A 17,009-nucleotide genomic window follows, 5' to 3' on the forward strand; every position below is an offset into this window, starting at 1 on the left:
CTATGCCAACGCCTGCTCGATGTCGGCCCAGAGGTCCTCCGGATGCTCGATGCCCACGGCGACGCGGACGGTGCCCTCGCCGATGCCGTGCCTGGCGAGTTCCTCGGCGCCGAGGGAACGGTGCGAGGTGGTCGCCGGGTGCAGCGTGAGCGTCTCGACGCCGCCGAGCGAGGGGGCCAGCAGCGCCAGCCGTACCGAGCGCATGAACCTCTCCCCTGCGGCGCGCCCGCCCTTCAGGTCGAACGAGAAGACGCCGCCGAAGTCCGGCAGCAGCTTGCCGGCGATCTCGTACGACGGGTGCGACGGCAGCCCGGGCCAGTGCACGGCGGCGACCGCCGGGTGCTCGGCGAGCCGGGTGGCGAGCAGGCGGGCGTTGGAGCAGTGGCGCTCCATCCGCAGCGCGAGCGTCTGCATGCCGCGCAGCGTGAGCCAGGCGGCGAACGGGTCGGCCGAGGCGCCCAGCTCGATCGCGTGGTGCCACACCTTCCTGTACAGCTCGTCGGTGGCGGCCACGGCGAGCCCGCCGACCACGTCGGTGTGCCCGGACAGGTACTTGGTCGTCGAGTGGACGACGATGTCGGCGCCGTGCTCGATGGGGCGGCAGAGCAGGGGCGAGGCGAAGGTGTTGTCCACCACCGAGACCAGTCCCAGCTCGCGCGCCACCGCGCACATGGCGGGCAGGTCGGCGACCAGCACCATCGGGTTGGAGATGGTCTCCAGGTAGAGGAGTTTCGTCTCGGGCCGGACGGCGGCGCGCAGCGCGCCGGGGTCGTTCTCGGGCACGTGGGTCACGGTGACGCCGAACCTGGCGGCCAGGTCGTTGAGCACCGCCGCCGTGCCGCCGTACAGGGACTTCTGGGCGATGAGGTGGTCGCCGGGCCGGAGCAGGCCGAGCAGCACGGTGTTGATGGCGCCCATGCCCGAGCCGGTGGCGACGGCCCCGGCGCCGCCCTCCAGATCCGACACCGCCTGCTCCAGGGAGCGCACGGTGGGATTGGTGTAGCGGCCGTACACGTACGGCCCGTCGGGCCGTCCCATCGCGTCCGCCATCACCGCGGGGTCGTCGAAGACGAATCCCGACGTCTGGTAGAGCGGCATGGTGATCGGGCGGCTCTGTTCGACCGGCGGCTGGGGCAGGTGGACGGTCCGGGTTTCGGGACGGAGTGGGGTCATGCCTTCCAGGATGTCCGGTGAAGGCGCGGGATGTCAGATCCAATGACGCATAATTGGTCCATGAATGGGGCCAATATGGACGACCTGGTCGATCTGCTGGGGCGGTGGGCGTCCGGGCGCGGGCCGCTGTACCTGCTGCTGGCGGCCCGGCTCCGGGCCCTGATCGACGACGGGGTGCTGGCACAGGACACCCTGCTGCCGCCCGACCGGACGCTGGCGCGGCGGCTGGCCGTGGGCCGGGGGACGGTGGTGGCGGCGTACGAGCTGCTGCAGCAGGAGGGCCGGGTCACGCGGCGCCAGGGCAGCGGCACGAGGGTGGCTCCGATGGAGCTGCCAGCGACGAGGACGGCCGACGGCGTGGCGACCAACCCGCTGCTCCAGCACATCCTGCCCCCGCCGGACGGCGTGCGGCTGCTCACCTGCGCGGCGCCGGACGGTCCTCCGGCGGAGCTGCTGGAGGCCTACCAGGAGGCCGCCCGGCGGATGGCGTCCGTCCGCGATCTGGGCTACCACCCGGCCGGCCGCGCGGAACTGCGCGAGCAGCTGGCCGCGTACTACCGCGGCCGGGGACTGCCCACGACCGCGTCGGAGATCCTGGTCACGACGGGGGCGCAGCAGGCGCTCACCCTGCTGACCGGGCTGCTGGTGTCGCCCGGCGACACGGTGCTCACGGAGTCTCCGACGTATCCGGGGGCGCTGGAGGTGTTCCGGCACGCCGCCGCGGTGGTGCGGCCGATCTCCCTGGCCGGCCCCGCCGGTCCCGGCGAGGCGGCCTCGGGCGCGGACCTGGCGCGGGAGCGGCCCGCGCTGGTCTACGCGGTGCCGACGGCGAGCAACCCCGCCGGCTCCGTCATGGCGGCCGGCGACCGCAGGCGGCTGGCACGGCTGGCCGCCGAGCACGACGTCCCGCTGGTCGACGACGAGGTGTGCGCCGAACTGTGCTTCTCCGGCGAGACCCCGCCGCCGGTGGCCTCCTACGCGACCGGGGAGCAGGTGATCACCATCGGGTCGATGAGCAAGCTCGTGTGGGGCGGGCTGCGGATCGGCTGGATCCGCGCCTCCGCCCCGCTGATCTCCCGGCTGGCGCGGCTGCGAGCCGTGCACGACCTGGGCGGCGAGGCGCTGAGCCAGCTCGCCGCCACGGCGCTGCTGCGGCGGCTGGAGGAGATCCGGCCGGAGCGGGTGCGGGCGCTGCGCGAGGGACACGACCACCTGTGCGCGCTGCTGCGCGAGCACCTTCCGTCGTGGTCGTTCGAGCCGGCGCTCGGGGGCCAGACGCTGTGGGTACGGATCCCGCGCGGCGACGTGGACTCCTTCTCCCAGGTGGCGCTGCGGCACGGGGTCGCGGTGCCGCCCGGCCGGGCGTTCGATCCGCTCGGCGGGCACGCCGACCACATGCGGCTGCACTTCCTGTTCGGTCGTGAGGAGCTGTCGGCGGCGGTGCGCGACCTGGCCGCCGCCTGGCACGCCTACGACGGCACCAGGCGGGCGGCGTCACGGCACGCCCTCATCGTCTGACGCCCTCGTCGGTCCGCCCTGAGCTGACACGGCCGCCGGCGTCCCCGGGGTTGCGCCAGCCTTGGGGCATGACGACGACTTTCCTGCTCGTGCACAGCCCGGCCGTGGGGCCCTCGACCTGGGCGCCGGTCGCGGCCGCGCTGGAGCGCCGGGGGCACGCGGCCGTGGTGCCCGACCTGACGGGTGTGACGGCCGGCGGCCCGCCCTACTGGCCGCGCGTGGTGGAGGCCGTGCGAGCGGCGGCGCAGACGCCCCACCACACGCAGTCCGACATGCCGGCGGGGACACGGCCGGCGGGGACACGGCCGGCGAGGCCGGTCGTGCTGGTCGTCCACAGCAACGCGGGGCTGTTCGCCCCGGTGGTCAAGGAGGGTCTCGGCGACCGGGTGGTGGCGTGCGTGTTCGCCGAGGCCCGCTTGCCGCCCCGGGCCGGTCTGGTGCCGGCGGCCGAGGAGGATTTCCTGCCGTTCCTGCGTGACCTGGCCGGGCAGAGCGGGCTGCTGCCCCGGTGGACCGACTGGTGGAGCGAGGCGGACGTCGCGGCCCTGCTGCCCGACCCCGCCGTGCGGGCCGCGGTGGTGGCCGAGCAGCCGCGACTGCCGCTCACCTACTACACCCAGCCGGTTCCGGTGCCGGCGGGCTGGGACGATGTGCGGTGTTCGTTCCTGTGGTACGGCCCGCCGTACGAGGAGGTGGCGCGGGAGGCCGGCCGGCGCGGCTGGCCCGTGAGGCGGGTGCCCGGCGCCCACCTGCACCAGGTCGTCGATCCGGAAGCGGTCGCCGAGGCGCTGCTCATCCTGTCGCGCAGGTCGTGAATTCCTCACTGTCGGCCGCCGCCGCGTCCCGGCAGAGTCGTGGGCATGACAGCGATCCAGGTGGACGGGCTCAGGAAGAGCCATGGCGGGTTCGAGGCGGTGCGCGGCATCTCGTTCGAGGTGGCCGCCGGGGAGATCTTCGCCCTGCTGGGCCGCAACGGCGCGGGCAAGACCACGACGGTCGAGGTGCTGGCGGGCCTCCAACGGCCGGACGCGGGCACCGTCCGGGTGCTCGGACTCGACCCGGTGGCCGACCGCGCGGCCGTGCGGCAGCATCTCGGCGTCATGGTGCAGGAGGCGGGGTTCTTCCCCGACCTGACGGTCGCGCAGACCGTCGACACCTGGCGTGACTTCACCGCGGCTGCCCGGCCCCGCGGGGAGGCCCTGGAGCTGGCCGGTCTCGCGGCGAAGGCGGGCACCAGGGTCCGCCAGCTGTCGGGAGGCGAGAAGCGGCGGCTCGACCTGGCGCTGGCGCTGCTGGGCAGGCCCGACGTGCTGTTCCTGGACGAGCCGACCTCCGGGATGGACCCGCAGGCGCGCCGTGACACGTGGGAGGTGGTGCGCGGCCTGGCCGGCCAGGGCACGGCGGTCCTGCTGACCACCCACTACCTCGACGAGGCGCAGCGGTTGGCGTCCACCATGGCGATCATGGAGGCGGGCGAGATCGTCGCCGCCGGCGGGATGGCCGAGACCCTGGCCGCGCGCAGCGGCCGCGTCGCCTTCCGGCTCGGGCATCGAGGCGTTCCTGGTGAAGGACGCGCCGGGCGAGCGGCTCACCGAGGCCGTCAGGCGGACCGCCGCGGGGCTGCGGGTGCTGGACGGCAAGCTGGTGTCCGCCGCCCTGGAGTACGGCGAGAGCCCGCTGACCCCGCGCGAGACGACGGTCCTGCGGGAGGCGGCGCGCGGCGCCTCGGCCGAGGAGATCGCCGGCCGCCTCCACCTGTCGGCCGGCACCGTGCGCAACTACCTCACGAATGCGATCACCAGGACCGGCGCCCGCAACAAGCTGGACGCCGTCCGGATCGCCGAGGACGCCGGCTGGCTCTGACCTCCCCCGGCCGCCCCTCGCAGCGGCGAGGTCAGATGTCGGTGACGCGGATGCCGGCGTGCGCCTTGTACCGGCGGTTGATCGAGATGATGTTGGCGGTCAGCGCCTCCACCTGGAAGGCGTTGCGCAGCCGCCCGCCGTAGACGCCCCGCACGCCCGGGATGACCGACGCCAGGGCCTGCACCAGGTCGGTCGCCTCCCGGTCGTCACCCAGCACCAGCACGTCCAGGTCCACCTTGTCCACCGACGGGTCCATGAGCACCACGGCCGACACGTGGTGGAACGCCGCCACCACCCGGCTGCCGGGCAGCACGGCGGCGGCCTGCTGCGCGGCGCTGCCCTCCTCGACGGGCAGCGCGTAGGCGCCCTGCCTGTCGAAGCCGAGCGGGTTCACGCAGTCGACGACGATCTTCCCGGCCAGTTCGGCGCGCAGCGACTCCAGCAGCGCCTTGTGTCCCTCGTACGGCACGGCGACGATCACGACGTCGGCCTCGGCGGCGACCTCGGCGTTGGCCGCCCCCCGCGCGCCGGACCCGACGGAGTCGGCCGCCTCCTGGGCCCGCTGGGCGTTGCGCGACCCGATCAGGACGGGGTGGCCGGCCATCGCGAACCGCCTCGCCAGCCCCTTGCCCTGGTCCCCGGTGCCGCCGAGGATGCCGATGGAAAGCCCGTTTACGTCAGTCATATCCCCGATGATGCCAGTCGCCCGCCCCGGCGTTCACCGCAGGGACGCCGGGGGCGGCGCGCCGGGCGAGGCGATGGTGACCCCGGCCCGGCGCGCCGCGCGGCGGCTCAGCAGTTGCCGAACGCCGGCAGGCCGAGCAGGCGCAACGTCAGCCACTCGACGGCCAGCGGCCCGCCCTCCACCGCGCCCGTCACGTGGTCGGGCGCCGGCAGCGACACCCAGCGGGTGTTGACGCCGGCCCGGCAGTACTCCGAGCGGAGCGTCTGCCCGACCGCGTACGGGATGATCTGGTCGCCCCGCGCGTGGTAGAGGAACATCGGGACCCGCGGCGGCAGCGCGCCGAGCCGGTTCGCGGTCAGCCGCGCCTCCCACTTCGGCTGGTTGAGCAGGTCAACCGGGCTCAGGTCGGAGAAGCGCAGTCCGGCGAGCTTGTCGAGGTCTCCCACGCAGTCGTCGGCGGCGTCCGCCATGAGAGCGCGGCCCCGCTCGTTCAGGTCGGCCTCCAGGTCCAGCTCGGGATAGGCCGCGTCGAACCCGACACCGGCCGCGGCGGCCAGGCCGAAGTCGGGCCCGCCCTCCAGGTGGGTCGCGACGGCGCGCAGGTCGGCGGGCACGCCGCCGGCGGCCGCGCCCTTGAGCCGGAGGTCGGGCGCGTACGAGGGCTGGAGCTGCGCCGCCCAGCCGGCCGACGCGCCGCCCTGCGAGTAGCCCATGACGGCGACGGGCGCCGACGCGGACAGGCCCGAGCCGGGGACGCGGACGGCGGCCCTGATGGAATCGAGCACGGCGTGGCCCTGCGAGATGCCGGCCATGTAGGTGTGGGTGCCGGGCGTCCCGAGGCCCTCGTAGTCGGTGACCACCACCGCGAAGCCCTTGAGCAGCAGGAGGCTCACGAACGCCAGCTCCGCCTCGCGGCCCTCCCGCATGCTGGCCGACGGGGCGCACTGGTCGCCGAGGCCGTGGGTCCCGGTGGCGTAGCCGACGATGGGCCGCCTGCCGAGGGCGTAGGACGCCTTGGGCACGAGCAGGGTGCCCGACACCGCGTTCGGCGCTCCGGTGGCGGAGGTGGAGCGGTAGAGCACGTGCCAGGTGTTGACCGGGACCTCCAGCAGCTTGCCGGGCAGGAGGTAGACCGTGGTGGGCTGGGCGGAGATCACGTCACCCGCCACCGCCGCGCGGGCCGGCGTCGCGCCGGCGGACACGGCGAGCGACGCGAGGAGCAGGAGGATCGAGAACATGCTGACGCGGACACGAAGAGTCATGTGCCGCCCCTCTCCGGGGGATCGCTCTGTGGGGGGAGGCGGCGCCGCGCCCCGATCGTTACCCGGCGGTAACCCGCTGTCAAGGCCCGGAATGACAGCGAACCCGGCCACGGGTCAGGCGAACGGGCGAAAACGGCACCGGAGCGGTGCCGATCGTGCACCATGGGTTCGTGGCTCCCTCCGGCCAGGGGTAGGCCGGTCGACGCAGGAGGTTGCCGATGGACGCCGGCTCGGTCGCCCTTCTTCGCGAGGTCCTCGCCGAGACGGGATGGCTCGACCGCACCCGCGAGCTGGGCCGGGCACTGCGGGCCACCCGGTCCCCCGGCGGGCTGCTGGTGGTGGGCACGCCCGACGACGAGCCGTGGCATCTGGCCGCGCACCTCGGCGACGAGGCCCGGCTGTCCGGCCTGCCGCAGCTCGCCCCCACGCTGGTCCGCTGGCGGCCGCCCCGTGACGCGCCCGCGCACCTGCGTGTCGGGCTGGACCGCGTCCAGCGGGCGGGGCGCGGCGAGACGCTGTTCGTGGTGGCCGAGCGGCAGGCGCCGGTGCCGCTGCTCGAACGGGTGGACGACGCCCGCCGCACCGGTGCGACGATCCTGGCGCTGGAGGGGTCCGAGGCGGAGCTGGCGGGGCTGGCGCACGACGCCATCGCCGTGCCGCCCGGTTCGCCGGTCACCTTCGACGGCGCCCAGCACCTGGTCAGCGCCGCCGCCGGGGAGCTGCCCCGGCAGCCGGGTCTGCGTGAGCGGCTCGCCGTCCTCCTGGAACGGCTGACCGGCCCCCGCGTGCACGACTGACCGCGCGGACCGGCCGCCGCGCCCCCCCGTCAAGCGGGTTGGAGGTGGCCCTTCAGGGAGGCTTCCAGTGCGGCGGTGGCGTCCTCGATCGCGCCGATCACGACCGCCTGCACCGGGTCGGGCTCGCCCGACCGGGTGCGGCTGACGCGGGTCACGGCATCGAGGCGGCGCGCCCCCACGTCGCGCAGCTCGCTCACCCGCACCTCGCCCTCCGGCACGTCGAGCAGGGCCAGCGTCGGCACGATCGCCACCCCGTGCCCGGCCGCCACCAGCGCCAGCGTCGGGCCGAACTCCGTGATGACGTGCACCTTGCGCGGCTCGAAGCCGTGCAGCGCGGCGAGCCGGTCCAGCGCCTGGCCGCATGCCTGGTCGGGCTCGCTCGCCACCCAGGGCACGTCGGCCAGGTCGGCCACCGAGCGGGGCGGGTCGGGCCACTCGGGGGGCACCACGACGCGGTACTCGTCCACGTACAGCGGGCGGGTGGCCAGCGACGGCTGGGCCAGTACGGGCAGGCTCATGTCGCGCTCGGTGATGAGCACGTCCACGGCGCCGAGCCGCAGCTCCTGCAGGGCGGGCTGGCCGTACACCTCGTGGATGACAGGGACGATCTTCGGGTGCCGGGTGGCGAGGTCGCGCAGCGCGGGCACCAGCATGTGCCTGATCACCGTGGGGAACGCCGCGATCCGCACGGGGCCGGCCAGCCGCTCGGTGAACCGGGTGAGCTCGCGACGGGCCTCGTCCAGCTCCTCCTCGACCCGTTCGGCGTAGCCCGCCAGGACCCGGCCCGCCGGAGTGAGGGAGACCCGGCGCTGGGAACGGTCGATGAGGGCCAGCCCGACCTCGCGCTCCAGCTGGGCGAGCTGCTGGGACACGGCGGAGGGGGTCAGGAACAGGGCCTCGGCCGCGCGCATGACCCCGCCGCGACGGGCGACCTCGTGCAGCACCCGCAGCCGCCGGGGATCGATGTCCATACAGATGAGCTTACGCCATGGTTTAGATGTCTTTAATTGCGCTTTAGGGCATTTAATTCGGACAATAGGTGCATGGATCTCCTCCTCGACGCCGTCGGCTGGATCGGCGCGGGTCTGCTTCTCTTCGGGTACGGCATGGTCTCCACCGGGCGCATGTCCGGCGACAGCGCGTCCTACCAGGTCGCCAACTTCGCCGGGTCGGTCGCCCTCATGCTCAACAGCGCCCACAACGACGCCTGGCCGTCGGCGGGGCTCAACCTGATCTGGGCCGGCATCGGGGCCATGTCGCTGGTGAAGCTGGTCCGGCTGGGAGCCACCCGGTGATCGTGGAACTGAGCCACCGCATCGTGGCGGGGATGGTCACCTACCCCGGCGTGCCGGGGCCCGTGCTGGGCACGCACCTGAGCCGGGAGGAGTCACGGCAGGTGTACGCGCCGGGCACGGAGTTCGAGATCGGCACGATCACCCTGGCGGCCAACACCGGCACCTACCTGGACACGCCCCACCACCGCTACGCGGGCGGCGCCGACCTGTCGCAGGTGCCGATCGACCGGCTCGCCGACCTGCCCGGCCTCGTGGTGCGGGCCACCCGCCGCGACGGCAGGCGGGTGCTGGTCGACGACCGGCTCGACGTGCGGGGCCGGGCCGTGCTGATCCACACCGGATGGGACCGCCACTTCGGCACCGAGGACTACCTGCGCGACCATCCCTACCTCGCGCCCGAGTCGGCCCGGCTGCTGGCCGAACTCGGCGCGGCGCTCGTCGGCATCGACTCGCTGAACATCGACGACACGCCGCCGCGCGGCGAGCGGCCCGCGCACACGATCCTGCTCGCCGCCGGCATCCCGCTGGTCGAGCACCTGACGGGGCTGGCCGCGCTGCCCGACGAGGGCTTCAGGTTTCACGCCGCCCCGCCGATGGTGGCGGGCATGGGCACCTTCCCCGTGCGGGCGTACGCGGTCGTCTGACACCCGCCTCCGGGGATGGTCCTCGAAGGTCAGTCGTCGTCGAGGTCGGCCTCCTCCCACGCCTTGTTGCGCTCGGCCGCCCGCTGCAGGGCGCCGGCGGCCTCCTGCTCGGTCGCATAGGGGCCCATGCGGTCCTTGTTGGGGCAGCCCTGCTCGGGCTCGACGCGCATGTGCTTGAGGCAGAACCACCACTGGCCATCGCTCACGGGGGCTATTCTGCCCCGTACACTCGTGTTTCATGACGACACTGCTCCAGCCAGGGCGAGTCTCGCCCATGCGCAAGGTCCCCGCCCACATCGAGCGGCCGGAGTACGTCGGGAAGAAGCGCCCCAGGACGGGCGAGTCCGACGTCAAGACCCCGGAGACCATCGAGCGGATGCGCGTCGCGGGCAGGATCGCCGGGCAGGCCCTGGAAGAGGTCGGCAGGCACGTCCGGCCGGGGGTCACCACCGACGAGCTCGACCGGATCGGCCACGAGTTCCTCCTCGACCACGGCGCCTACCCCAGCACGCTGGGCTACAAGGGCTACCCCAAGTCGCTGTGCACCTCGATCAACGAGGTCATCTGTCACGGCATCCCCGACGACACGGTGCTGCGCGACGGCGACATCGTCAACGTCGACATCACCGCCTACATCGGCGGGGTGCACGGCGACACCGACGCGACCTTCCTGGTCGGCGAGGTGGACGAGGAGTCACGGCTGCTGGTGGAGCGCACCCGCGAGGCCATGATGCGGGCCATCAAGGCGGTCGCGCCGGGCCGGCAGCTCAACGTGGTGGGCCGGGTCATCGAGGCCTACGCCAAGCGCTTCGGCTACGGGGTGGTGCGCGACTTCACCGGGCACGGCATCGGCACAACCTTCCACTCGGGGCTGATGGTGCCGCACTACGACGACCCGTCGCTGGTGGTGGAGCTGGTGCCGGGCATGACGTTCACGATCGAGCCGATGCTGACGCTCGGCACGATCGAGTACGAGATCTGGCCCGACAGCTGGACGGCCGTCACCAAGGACCGCAAGCGCACCGCCCAGTTCGAGCACACGATCGTGGTGACCGAGACCGGCAGTGAGATCCTCACCCTGCCGTAGGCGTCACCCCCGGCCGGTCATCACCGCCTGGGCACCACTCCGGTCACGGTGGTGCCCTCGCCGAGCACACTGTTGACGGACAGGCTGCCGCCGGCTGCGGCGAAGGCGGTCCGCATCCGCTCGATGCCCGGCCCCGTCCGGGCCGGGTCGAACCCGCGGCCGTGGTCGCTCACCGTCATGCGCAGCCCGCCGCGGCCGACGGTCACCGCGATCGACACGATGCTCGCGCCGCTGTGGTGCTCGACGTTGGCCAGGGCCTCGTCCAGCGCGGCGAGCACGGCCCGGGCGATGGGCGCCGGCGCGTCGGAGGAGGGCAACGCCCAGATCTCGACGCGGACACCGGTGCGCCGCGACCACTCGGCGAGCCTGCTCTCGAGCGTCTCGGCGAGGCTTCCCCCCTCGCGCATGCGGGTCTCTTCCGCCAACTGATCTCGCCTTTCCGGGCACCACGGATCTCCGTCGGCTCCCCCCGCCGGCGGTCCCCGCCCGAGGTGCGCGCGACCCCCCTACGGTCCTGCGCGCACCACTGCGGAGGTGATGCCCTTCTCCCCTTGCGGCAAGGCTACCCGTCCGGTTCGGGCCATGCTGCGAGAAGATAGATTGCCGTGGCCTGACAGCTACTCGCCCTTGTCGGCGGCCCTGTCAACGCCTCTGTCGGCGCCTCTGTCGGCGCGGTCCAGCCGGGCCAGGTAGGCGTTGTAGCTGTCCAGCTCGCTGTCGCCCCCGCCGCCGCGATCGGCCTTGCGGTCGTCGCGCCGGGCCTTGCGGTCCTCGTCCTGGTACCACTGCACGGCGATGGCCAGCAGCACCATCAGCGTCGGGATCTCACCGAATCCCCAGGCGATCGCGCCGCCGTTCTGCTGCTCCTCCAGCAGCGGGCCGCCCCAGGTGCGGCCGAGCTGGTCGTAGTACACGGAGGCGATGACGCTGCCGGTCATCATGAGCGCGACGCCGAAGAAGGCGTGGAACGGCATGGTGACGAAAAGGGTCAGCAGTTTGCCCACGTACGGCAGGCGGTGCGGTGCCGGGTCCACTCCGATGATCACCCAGAAGAACAGCGTGCCGCTGATGAGGAAGTGCAACGTCATCCAGATGTGGCCGAGGTGCTCCTGCATGGCCTCGGCGTACAGCGGTGTGAAGTACAGCGCGTACGTCGACGAGATGAAGATCGCGGTCGCGATGGCGGGATGGCCGACGATCCGGGCGAACCGGCTGTGCAGGATGGTCGTCAGCCACTCACGCGGCCCGCGGTCGCCGCGCCGGGCCGCGGGCTTCAGCGCGCGCAGCGCGAGGGTGACCGGGCCGCCCAGCACCAGCAGGATCGGAACGACCATGGACAAGGTCATGTGCTCGATCATGTGGACGTCGAACATGACCTTCGCGTAGCGGGCAAGGCCGCTCTGCGTGGCGAAGACGAGGATGACCACGCCGGCGAACCAGGAGGCGGTGCGACCCCACGACCAGGCGTCGCCACGGCGCCTGAGTCTGACCACCCCGGCCCCGTAGAGGCCGCCGAGCAGGACGGCGACGACCGCGAAGAACAGGTCGAGCCACCACAGGGAGAAGATGTTGGCCAGCGAGATCGGCGGCGGCATCGGGTAGCCGAGCAACTCGAAGGCACGGTCGGCGGGGATGCTGGAGGGCGGCGGCTCCGTGCGCGACAGCGCGACGGCCAGGCCGACGGTGGCGACCATGAGCAGCGCCTCACCGCCCGCCAGCCGGGCGAACGAGCCCGGCGAGCCCTTCGCCAGGGCGCCGATCGTGCGCTCGCGGTGCCACCAGCCGGCGTAGCCGAGCAGCACGAAGGCGATGATCTTGGCCACGACGAGCACGCCGTAGGCCGACGTCCACAGGTCGGAGAACGAGGTCAGCCTGGCCAGCACGCTGAACACGCCCGAGGCGCCCACTCCCACATAGCACCACAGGGCGAGGCGGGAGAAGCGGGCGGCGGCGATGTCGAGCTGCGGCGCGCCGCGTACGGCGTGCAGCGCCAGCACGACGAGCCCGCCGACCCACAGGGCCAGCGTCACCACGTGCAGCGACACGGCGTCGGTGGCGAGCCCGTGGTTGGGCGAGGAGGAGGCGTGCCCGGTCAAGGTGGGCGGCAGCAGCGTCACCACGGAGAACCCCAGCAGCCCGAGCGCCGCGCCCGCCGTGATGGCGCCGCGTGCGAACAGCGCGATCGCCAGGCCGAACAGGACCACGAGCGTCAGGGCGATGCCCTGCTCGGTCTGCGTGGCATAGCTGTTGAGGTAGGCGCCGTTGAGCAGCACCTCGGTGACCGGGACGGCGACGGTGTCGGCCACACCGAAGATCAACGTCGCGAACGCCGCGACCGACCAGGCGAGGGCCGTCCAGGACGCCGCCCGGACGTAGCCGGTCGCGCTCTTGCCGAGCACGCCCTTGTCCCCGGGCAGCAGGATGGCGGCCGTGGTCAGCAGGCCGACGGTGAGCATGCCGGCCATGTTCATGCCGAGCCTGGACAGCGGCAGGCCCCAGCGGGTCACCACGCCGGCGTCGGGCAGTCCGGGGATGATGCGGGGGAAGGCCGCGCCACCGGCGATCATGGCGAGGACCAGGCCGGCGATCGCGGCTCCGGCCGCGGCGAGCGCCAGACGCGCGGCCCTCGTCACGTACGCTTCTTTCGCACGCTGAGCACGAGGCCGATGCCGATGCCCGCCAGGGCGCCGACGACCACGAGCAGCCAGACGGGGAAACTCGCTCCGGCGCCCGACTCCTGCGCCGCCGGTGCCGTCGCGGCGGCCGTACCACCCTGCGCAGCCGGCTCGCCGGTGGCGGGTTCGCCGGTGGGCTCAGGGCTGGGCGGCGCGCTGTCCACGGCGGACGAGGTTTCCGACGGAGCCGCGGACGGGGTGGCGCCCTTGACGGTGAACGGGATCTCGCCCTCGATCGGGTGACCGTCGGAGGAGACGACCCGGTAGGCGATGGTGTACCTGCCGTCGGGCAGCGCGCCCTTGAGCTCCTGCGTCACCTCACGCTCGTCGAGCTCCGGCTTGCCGAGCTGGTGCTGCTCGTCTCCGGGGCCGTGCACGACCACGACCGGCATGCGGACCCGGGAGGTGAACTCCAGGGTCACCTTCTCCACGGTCTTGACGGTGGAGCCCTTGGCCGGGTCGCTGCTCTTGAGCGAGTCGTGTGCGAGGGCCGGCCCGGCCGTGCCGAGCAGGAACAGGGCGGCGAGGATCGCGGTGATCGCCGCGAGAGGGGATCTCTTCATGACACCCTCAAGGCTACCCACGCCACCGCCCGGTCCCTCCCCCGCTACAGCCCCACGCAGGCGAGCGCGCGCTGGTAGGCCTCCGCGGCGCCGTGGGCGTCGCCGAGCTGCTCCATCGTCTCGGCCGCGGCGTACCAGGTGCCGGCGACGCGGCGGGAGTCGGGCAGCGGGGCCAGCCAGTCGCGTACGGCGGCGAGCTCGTTCTCGGCCTCGGCCGTCCTGCCGAGACCGCCGTAGGCGCGGCTCAGCAGCAGGTGGGCCTCGGCCTCCAAGGCGCGGGCGGTGGTGGGCAGCATCGCCTGGCCGGCTCGGCCGTGGGCGACGGCCTGCTCCAGGTTTCCGGCGGTGATCTCGGCGCGGGCCAGTTCGACCTGCGTGTTGGCCCGGTCGAGCGTGCTCGCGGAGGTCTGCGCGAGCTCCTCGTCGGCGCGCAGCAGCAGGCCGCGCACCTCGTCGACGGCGTCGGAGCGGATGCGCAGCTTCAGCGTGGCGTACGCCACGCGGGTGCGGGCCAGGCTGCGGGGCGTGCCGGTCTCGGACTGGATGGCCAGGGCGCGCTGGGCGAAGGCCAGCGACTCCTCGCCGTGACCGGTGCTCTCGGCCACGATCGCGGCGTTCCAGCAGGCGGCGACGATGGCGCGGGGTGTGCCGAGCATGTCGGCGGCGTTGAGCAGCTCGGCGGCGAACTGGCGGGCGCGCAGCAGGTCGCCGCTGTGGAGGTAGGCCGTCAGCAGGGTGGCGCCCAGCTCGACCATGCCGTCGTTCCAGGCGGGGCGGGCCGATTCGCCGAGGACCGCCTCGCCCACCTGGATGGCCTCGCTCAGCCGGTCGCTCTGCCGGTAGACCCGGCACAGCACGATGGCGATCTCGATGCGGCGGTCGAGGCTCACCTCCTCGTCCTGCAGCCGGCGGAGCATGGAGATCGCCTGGTCGAGCTCTCCGCACGCCTCCAGAGCCAGCGCGAGCCCGTACTGCGTGTCCTGACGCAGCGAGGTGAGACCTGCCAGGTTGTGGTTGGCCAGCAGCTCGGCGAACCGGGTGCGAGCCTCCTGCACCTCACCGTTCTCGAGGGCCATCCTCGCGTAGCCGAGCGAGAGCTCGATGTCCTCCATCTGCTCGGCCGTCACACCGTTGAGGAGGTAGGACAGCGAGCAGTCGAGCTTCTGCGCCAGAAGTTCGAGAACGGCCGGAGTCGGGGTACGCTTACCACTCTCGATCAAGGAGACGTAGCTGTCCGACAGCTCCGGGTGCGCGAGTTGTGCCTGCGACAGGCCCCGTTGCCGCCGCACGGTCTTGATGCGGAGTCCGATCAGGTCAGATGTGGTCACAGGTCCCGCTCCCTGAGATGATGATGGCCGAGCAACCCATAGGCGAGGGAGAACCCCATGCGCACGCGCATTGCCCTGTCCGTACTCGTGGCGTTGGTGACGGCAGGTGTCACCGTCGCAGGCAATGCTACGGCGGCAGCAGCCGACTCGTCTGCATCCGCGTCGAATGTCATCATGGCCACCTACGAGGTTCCCAGCTGCTGCTGACCGTCGTTCCCGGGCCGGTGCCGCCTTCCGCACACCACGGCGGCATCGGCGCGTGAGCTCGTGGCACGGCCATCTCCCCTCACCCGGCCCGCAGGGCCAGGAAGAAGTCGACCCGGTCCGCCATGGCCGACAGGTCGCGGCCGGTCAGCTCCTCGACCCGCCTGATCCGATAGCGCACCGTGTTGACGTGCACGTGCAGCAGCGCCGCGCAGGTGTTCCACGAGCCCGCGCAGTCGAGATACGTGGCCAGTGTCCGCACCAGGTCCGACTGGTGGCGCCGGTCGTAGTCGAGCAGCGGCTCCAGCGTCCGACCGGCGAACGAGCGGCGCACGTCGCCGGGCACCGTGGCGAGCAGCAGCGCGTGCGTGTAGATCTCGTCGCTGGTGACCACCAGCTCCGCACCGCCCGGCCCGCCCGCCGCCGTCACGCCGCCCGCGCTTCCCGAACCGCCCGCCGCCGTCACGCCGCCCGCCCCGCCCGCGCTCGCCGGCCTGCCCGCCGCCGTCACGCCGTCCACCCCGCCCGCGCTTCCCGGCCTGCTCGCCGCGTCGGCGCGGGCCTCGGCCAGCCGCCTGGCGTGGCCGGCCTCCTCGATCCCGCCCCTGAGCGCGGCCGCTCCGGTCAGCGCGCCGCTGAGCCCGGCGAGCAGCCGCGTGCCCGGCAGTGCCGCCAGCGTCCCGGCTCCCCGCCGCAACCGCCGGGCGAGTTCCCCCACGGTCTGCCCGCGCAGCGGCACCAGCGCCACCGCGGCGTCCGCGCGCGCCGCCGCCACGACCTCGCGGTCCAGCAGCTCCTCCAGCACCTGCCCGCCCACCGTCGCCAGGTCGCCCACCGCCGCGAGGTCCGCCCCGCTTGTCGCGGAGGCACCCGGCCGGACACCGCCCGGCCCGCTCGTCGCGGGGGCACCCCACCCGATGGCGCCCGGCCCGACACCGTCCGGCCCGGTGGCGCCCGGGGCGGCGGCCGGTCCCGGGGCGGCGGGCCCGCGCGCCTGCGGGGACCCCGACAGGGTGGCGCTCACGACCGCGTACGGCTCGGCGGCGTCGATGCCGCAGGTGCGCAGCCGGGCGTTCAGCTCGGCCGGGTCGGTGTCCGCGAGCGCGGCCGTGACGAGCTCGCCCGCCAGCCGCCGCTCCACCCGGCGGCCCTCCTCCATCCGGCTGCGTTCGAGCGTCACGCAGGCGGCCAGCTCGTAGCCGAGGTCGGCCCGGTCCATCAGGTCGCCGTCGCAGGCCAGCACCCAGCCGGCGGCGCGGGGGCCGCGGCCGACGCCGAACAGCGTGTGCCGGCCGGCCCGGCAGGGCAGCCGGGCGGCGGTCAGGTAGGCGCGGGCCAGCCGTTCGGGCTCGTCGGCCGAGCCCGCGATCATCCGGCCGGTGGCCGACAGCACCGCGCCCGTGACGCCCAGCTCGGCGGCGGTCGTCGCGAAGAGTTCCGGCAGGCCGCCGCCCTCGGCGACCGCGGCGACGAGCCGGCGGTGGCGGCCGAGCGCGTCGCGGACGTCGCCCGGCAGGCGTCCGGCCGGGCCGCGGGCGGCCAGGTCGGCGAGCGTGCGGAAGGACACCTCGGTGGGCACCTCCAGCAGGGTGATCCCGGCGCCGGCGCAGGCGGCCACCAGGTCGTCGGGGACGTGCCCGAGCCAGGCCTGGCCGGCGCCGAGGGCGGACACGCCGGCCGCGGCGAGCGCGGCGACGAAGGCGGCCGAGTCGGCGGGCCCGTGCCACCACAGCAGCCCGGTCAGCACCAGTTCGCCGCCTGACAGGTAGCGTCCGGGGTCGGGCAGGTCGGTGATGTGGACGGTGTCGAACTCCCGGCCGGGGTCGCCGCCGAGCAGCCGCAGGCCGAGTTCGCCGACGGCCAGCAGGTCACTGATGCGCACTTGGAGGAATATACAAGTTCGTAGGTGGACTGC

At 73.6% G+C, this 17,009-nt stretch carries 18 protein-coding genes and 1 pseudogene; 8 read left to right on the top strand and 11 right to left on the bottom strand.

What is annotated here, in order from left to right:
• A complete protein-coding gene (locus CXR44_RS02715; protein WP_101783205.1) occupies positions 1 to 1,173 on the bottom strand; it encodes a trans-sulfuration enzyme family protein in 1,173 nt (390 codons plus the stop codon).
• A gap of 60 nt (positions 1,174 to 1,233) precedes the next feature.
• On the opposite strand from CXR44_RS02715, the gene CXR44_RS02720 reads away from it, so the two are divergent.
• From CXR44_RS02720 to CXR44_RS39990, 4 genes and pseudogenes are all read left to right on the top strand, one after another.
• The gene (locus CXR44_RS02720) at positions 1,234 to 2,691 is read left to right on the top strand and encodes an aminotransferase-like domain-containing protein (RefSeq protein WP_101783206.1); all 1,458 of its coding nucleotides are present in this window, start codon (positions 1,234 to 1,236) and stop codon (positions 2,689 to 2,691) included.
• A 68-nt stretch (positions 2,692 to 2,759) separates the two neighbouring features.
• Positions 2,760 to 3,506, top strand: coding sequence for an alpha/beta fold hydrolase (locus CXR44_RS02725; RefSeq protein WP_101783207.1), 747 nt, complete (start codon positions 2,760 to 2,762; stop codon positions 3,504 to 3,506).
• A 45-nt stretch (positions 3,507 to 3,551) separates the two neighbouring features.
• Positions 3,552 to 4,100, top strand: a pseudogene (locus tag CXR44_RS39985) (ABC transporter ATP-binding protein); the annotation flags it as partial.
• A gap of 235 nt (positions 4,101 to 4,335) precedes the next feature.
• The gene (locus tag CXR44_RS39990; RefSeq protein ID WP_245898831.1) at positions 4,336 to 4,554 is read left to right on the top strand and encodes a response regulator transcription factor; all 219 of its coding nucleotides are present in this window, start codon (positions 4,336 to 4,338) and stop codon (positions 4,552 to 4,554) included.
• Positions 4,555 to 4,585: 31 nt separating this feature from the next.
• On the opposite strand, the gene npdG is transcribed toward CXR44_RS39990, so the two are convergent.
• Both npdG and CXR44_RS02740 read right to left on the bottom strand, forming a co-directional pair.
• On the bottom strand, positions 4,586 to 5,239 hold the full coding sequence (npdG, locus tag CXR44_RS02735) for an NADPH-dependent F420 reductase (protein ID WP_101783209.1): 654 nt from the start codon (positions 5,237 to 5,239) through the stop codon (positions 4,586 to 4,588).
• Positions 5,240 to 5,346: 107 nt separating this feature from the next.
• Positions 5,347 to 6,501 carry a lipase family protein gene (locus CXR44_RS02740; protein ID WP_101783210.1) on the bottom strand — a complete coding sequence of 385 codons (1,155 nt, stop codon included), beginning with the start codon at positions 6,499 to 6,501 and terminating at the stop codon, positions 5,347 to 5,349.
• Positions 6,502 to 6,719: 218 nt separating this feature from the next.
• Here CXR44_RS02740 and CXR44_RS02745 point away from each other — a divergent pair, with 218 nt between their 5' ends.
• Positions 6,720 to 7,298, top strand: coding sequence for an NUDIX hydrolase (locus CXR44_RS02745; RefSeq protein ID WP_101783211.1), 579 nt, complete (start codon positions 6,720 to 6,722; stop codon positions 7,296 to 7,298).
• A gap of 29 nt (positions 7,299 to 7,327) precedes the next feature.
• Here CXR44_RS02745 and CXR44_RS02750 read toward each other — a convergent pair whose 3' ends face one another.
• Positions 7,328 to 8,269, bottom strand: a complete 942-nt coding sequence (locus CXR44_RS02750; protein ID WP_101783212.1) for a LysR family transcriptional regulator — start codon at positions 8,267 to 8,269, stop codon at positions 7,328 to 7,330.
• A 72-nt stretch (positions 8,270 to 8,341) separates the two neighbouring features.
• Here CXR44_RS02750 and CXR44_RS02755 point away from each other — a divergent pair, with 72 nt between their 5' ends.
• The gene (locus tag CXR44_RS02755) at positions 8,342 to 8,593 is read left to right on the top strand and encodes a CBU_0592 family membrane protein (protein ID WP_101783213.1); all 252 of its coding nucleotides are present in this window, start codon (positions 8,342 to 8,344) and stop codon (positions 8,591 to 8,593) included.
• Positions 8,590 to 9,237: a cyclase family protein gene (locus tag CXR44_RS02760; RefSeq protein ID WP_101783214.1), complete on the top strand. Its 648-nt coding sequence runs from the start codon at positions 8,590 to 8,592 to the stop codon at positions 9,235 to 9,237. The genes CXR44_RS02755 and CXR44_RS02760 overlap by 4 nt, the downstream gene beginning before the upstream one ends.
• 29 nt (positions 9,238 to 9,266) lie before the next feature.
• Here the strand turns inward: CXR44_RS02760 and CXR44_RS39250 are convergent, their stop codons facing one another.
• A complete protein-coding gene (locus tag CXR44_RS39250; RefSeq protein WP_180903157.1) occupies positions 9,267 to 9,443 on the bottom strand; it encodes a hypothetical protein in 177 nt (58 codons plus the stop codon).
• Between the two features lie 32 nt (positions 9,444 to 9,475).
• On the opposite strand from CXR44_RS39250, the gene map reads away from it, so the two are divergent.
• Positions 9,476 to 10,324 (top strand): type I methionyl aminopeptidase, encoded by an 849-nt coding sequence (gene map, locus CXR44_RS02765; RefSeq protein ID WP_101783215.1) that lies wholly within the window; start codon positions 9,476 to 9,478, stop codon positions 10,322 to 10,324.
• A 20-nt stretch (positions 10,325 to 10,344) separates the two neighbouring features.
• On the opposite strand, the gene CXR44_RS02770 is transcribed toward map, so the two are convergent.
• The 6 genes from CXR44_RS02770 to CXR44_RS02795 all read right to left on the bottom strand — a co-directional run bounded on the left by CXR44_RS02770 (position 10,345) and on the right by CXR44_RS02795 (position 16,976).
• Complete coding sequence (locus CXR44_RS02770; protein ID WP_101783216.1) at positions 10,345 to 10,731, bottom strand: sensor histidine kinase; 387 nt, start codon at positions 10,729 to 10,731, stop codon at positions 10,345 to 10,347.
• A gap of 210 nt (positions 10,732 to 10,941) precedes the next feature.
• Positions 10,942 to 12,957, bottom strand: coding sequence for a bifunctional copper resistance protein CopD/cytochrome c oxidase assembly protein (locus CXR44_RS02775; RefSeq protein ID WP_101783217.1), 2,016 nt, complete (start codon positions 12,955 to 12,957; stop codon positions 10,942 to 10,944).
• Positions 12,954 to 13,562, bottom strand: coding sequence for a copper resistance CopC family protein (locus CXR44_RS02780; RefSeq protein WP_101783218.1), 609 nt, complete (start codon positions 13,560 to 13,562; stop codon positions 12,954 to 12,956). Before CXR44_RS02780 ends, CXR44_RS02775 begins: the two co-directional genes overlap by 4 nt.
• Before the next feature lie 44 nt (positions 13,563 to 13,606).
• The gene (locus tag CXR44_RS02785) at positions 13,607 to 14,890 is read right to left on the bottom strand and encodes a helix-turn-helix domain-containing protein (protein ID WP_101783219.1); all 1,284 of its coding nucleotides are present in this window, start codon (positions 14,888 to 14,890) and stop codon (positions 13,607 to 13,609) included.
• Complete coding sequence (locus tag CXR44_RS02790; RefSeq protein ID WP_144069835.1) at positions 14,887 to 15,066, bottom strand: hypothetical protein; 180 nt, start codon at positions 15,064 to 15,066, stop codon at positions 14,887 to 14,889. The genes CXR44_RS02785 and CXR44_RS02790 overlap by 4 nt, the downstream gene beginning before the upstream one ends.
• A 110-nt stretch (positions 15,067 to 15,176) precedes the next feature.
• Positions 15,177 to 16,976 carry a helix-turn-helix domain-containing protein gene (locus CXR44_RS02795; protein WP_101783221.1) on the bottom strand — a complete coding sequence of 600 codons (1,800 nt, stop codon included), beginning with the start codon at positions 16,974 to 16,976 and terminating at the stop codon, positions 15,177 to 15,179.
• Positions 16,977 to 17,009: the final 33 nt, after the last annotated feature.

It is taken from the genome of Nonomuraea indica (assembly GCF_002850745.1).
Classification (GTDB): Bacteria; Actinomycetota; Actinomycetes; order Streptosporangiales; family Streptosporangiaceae; genus Nonomuraea; species Nonomuraea indica.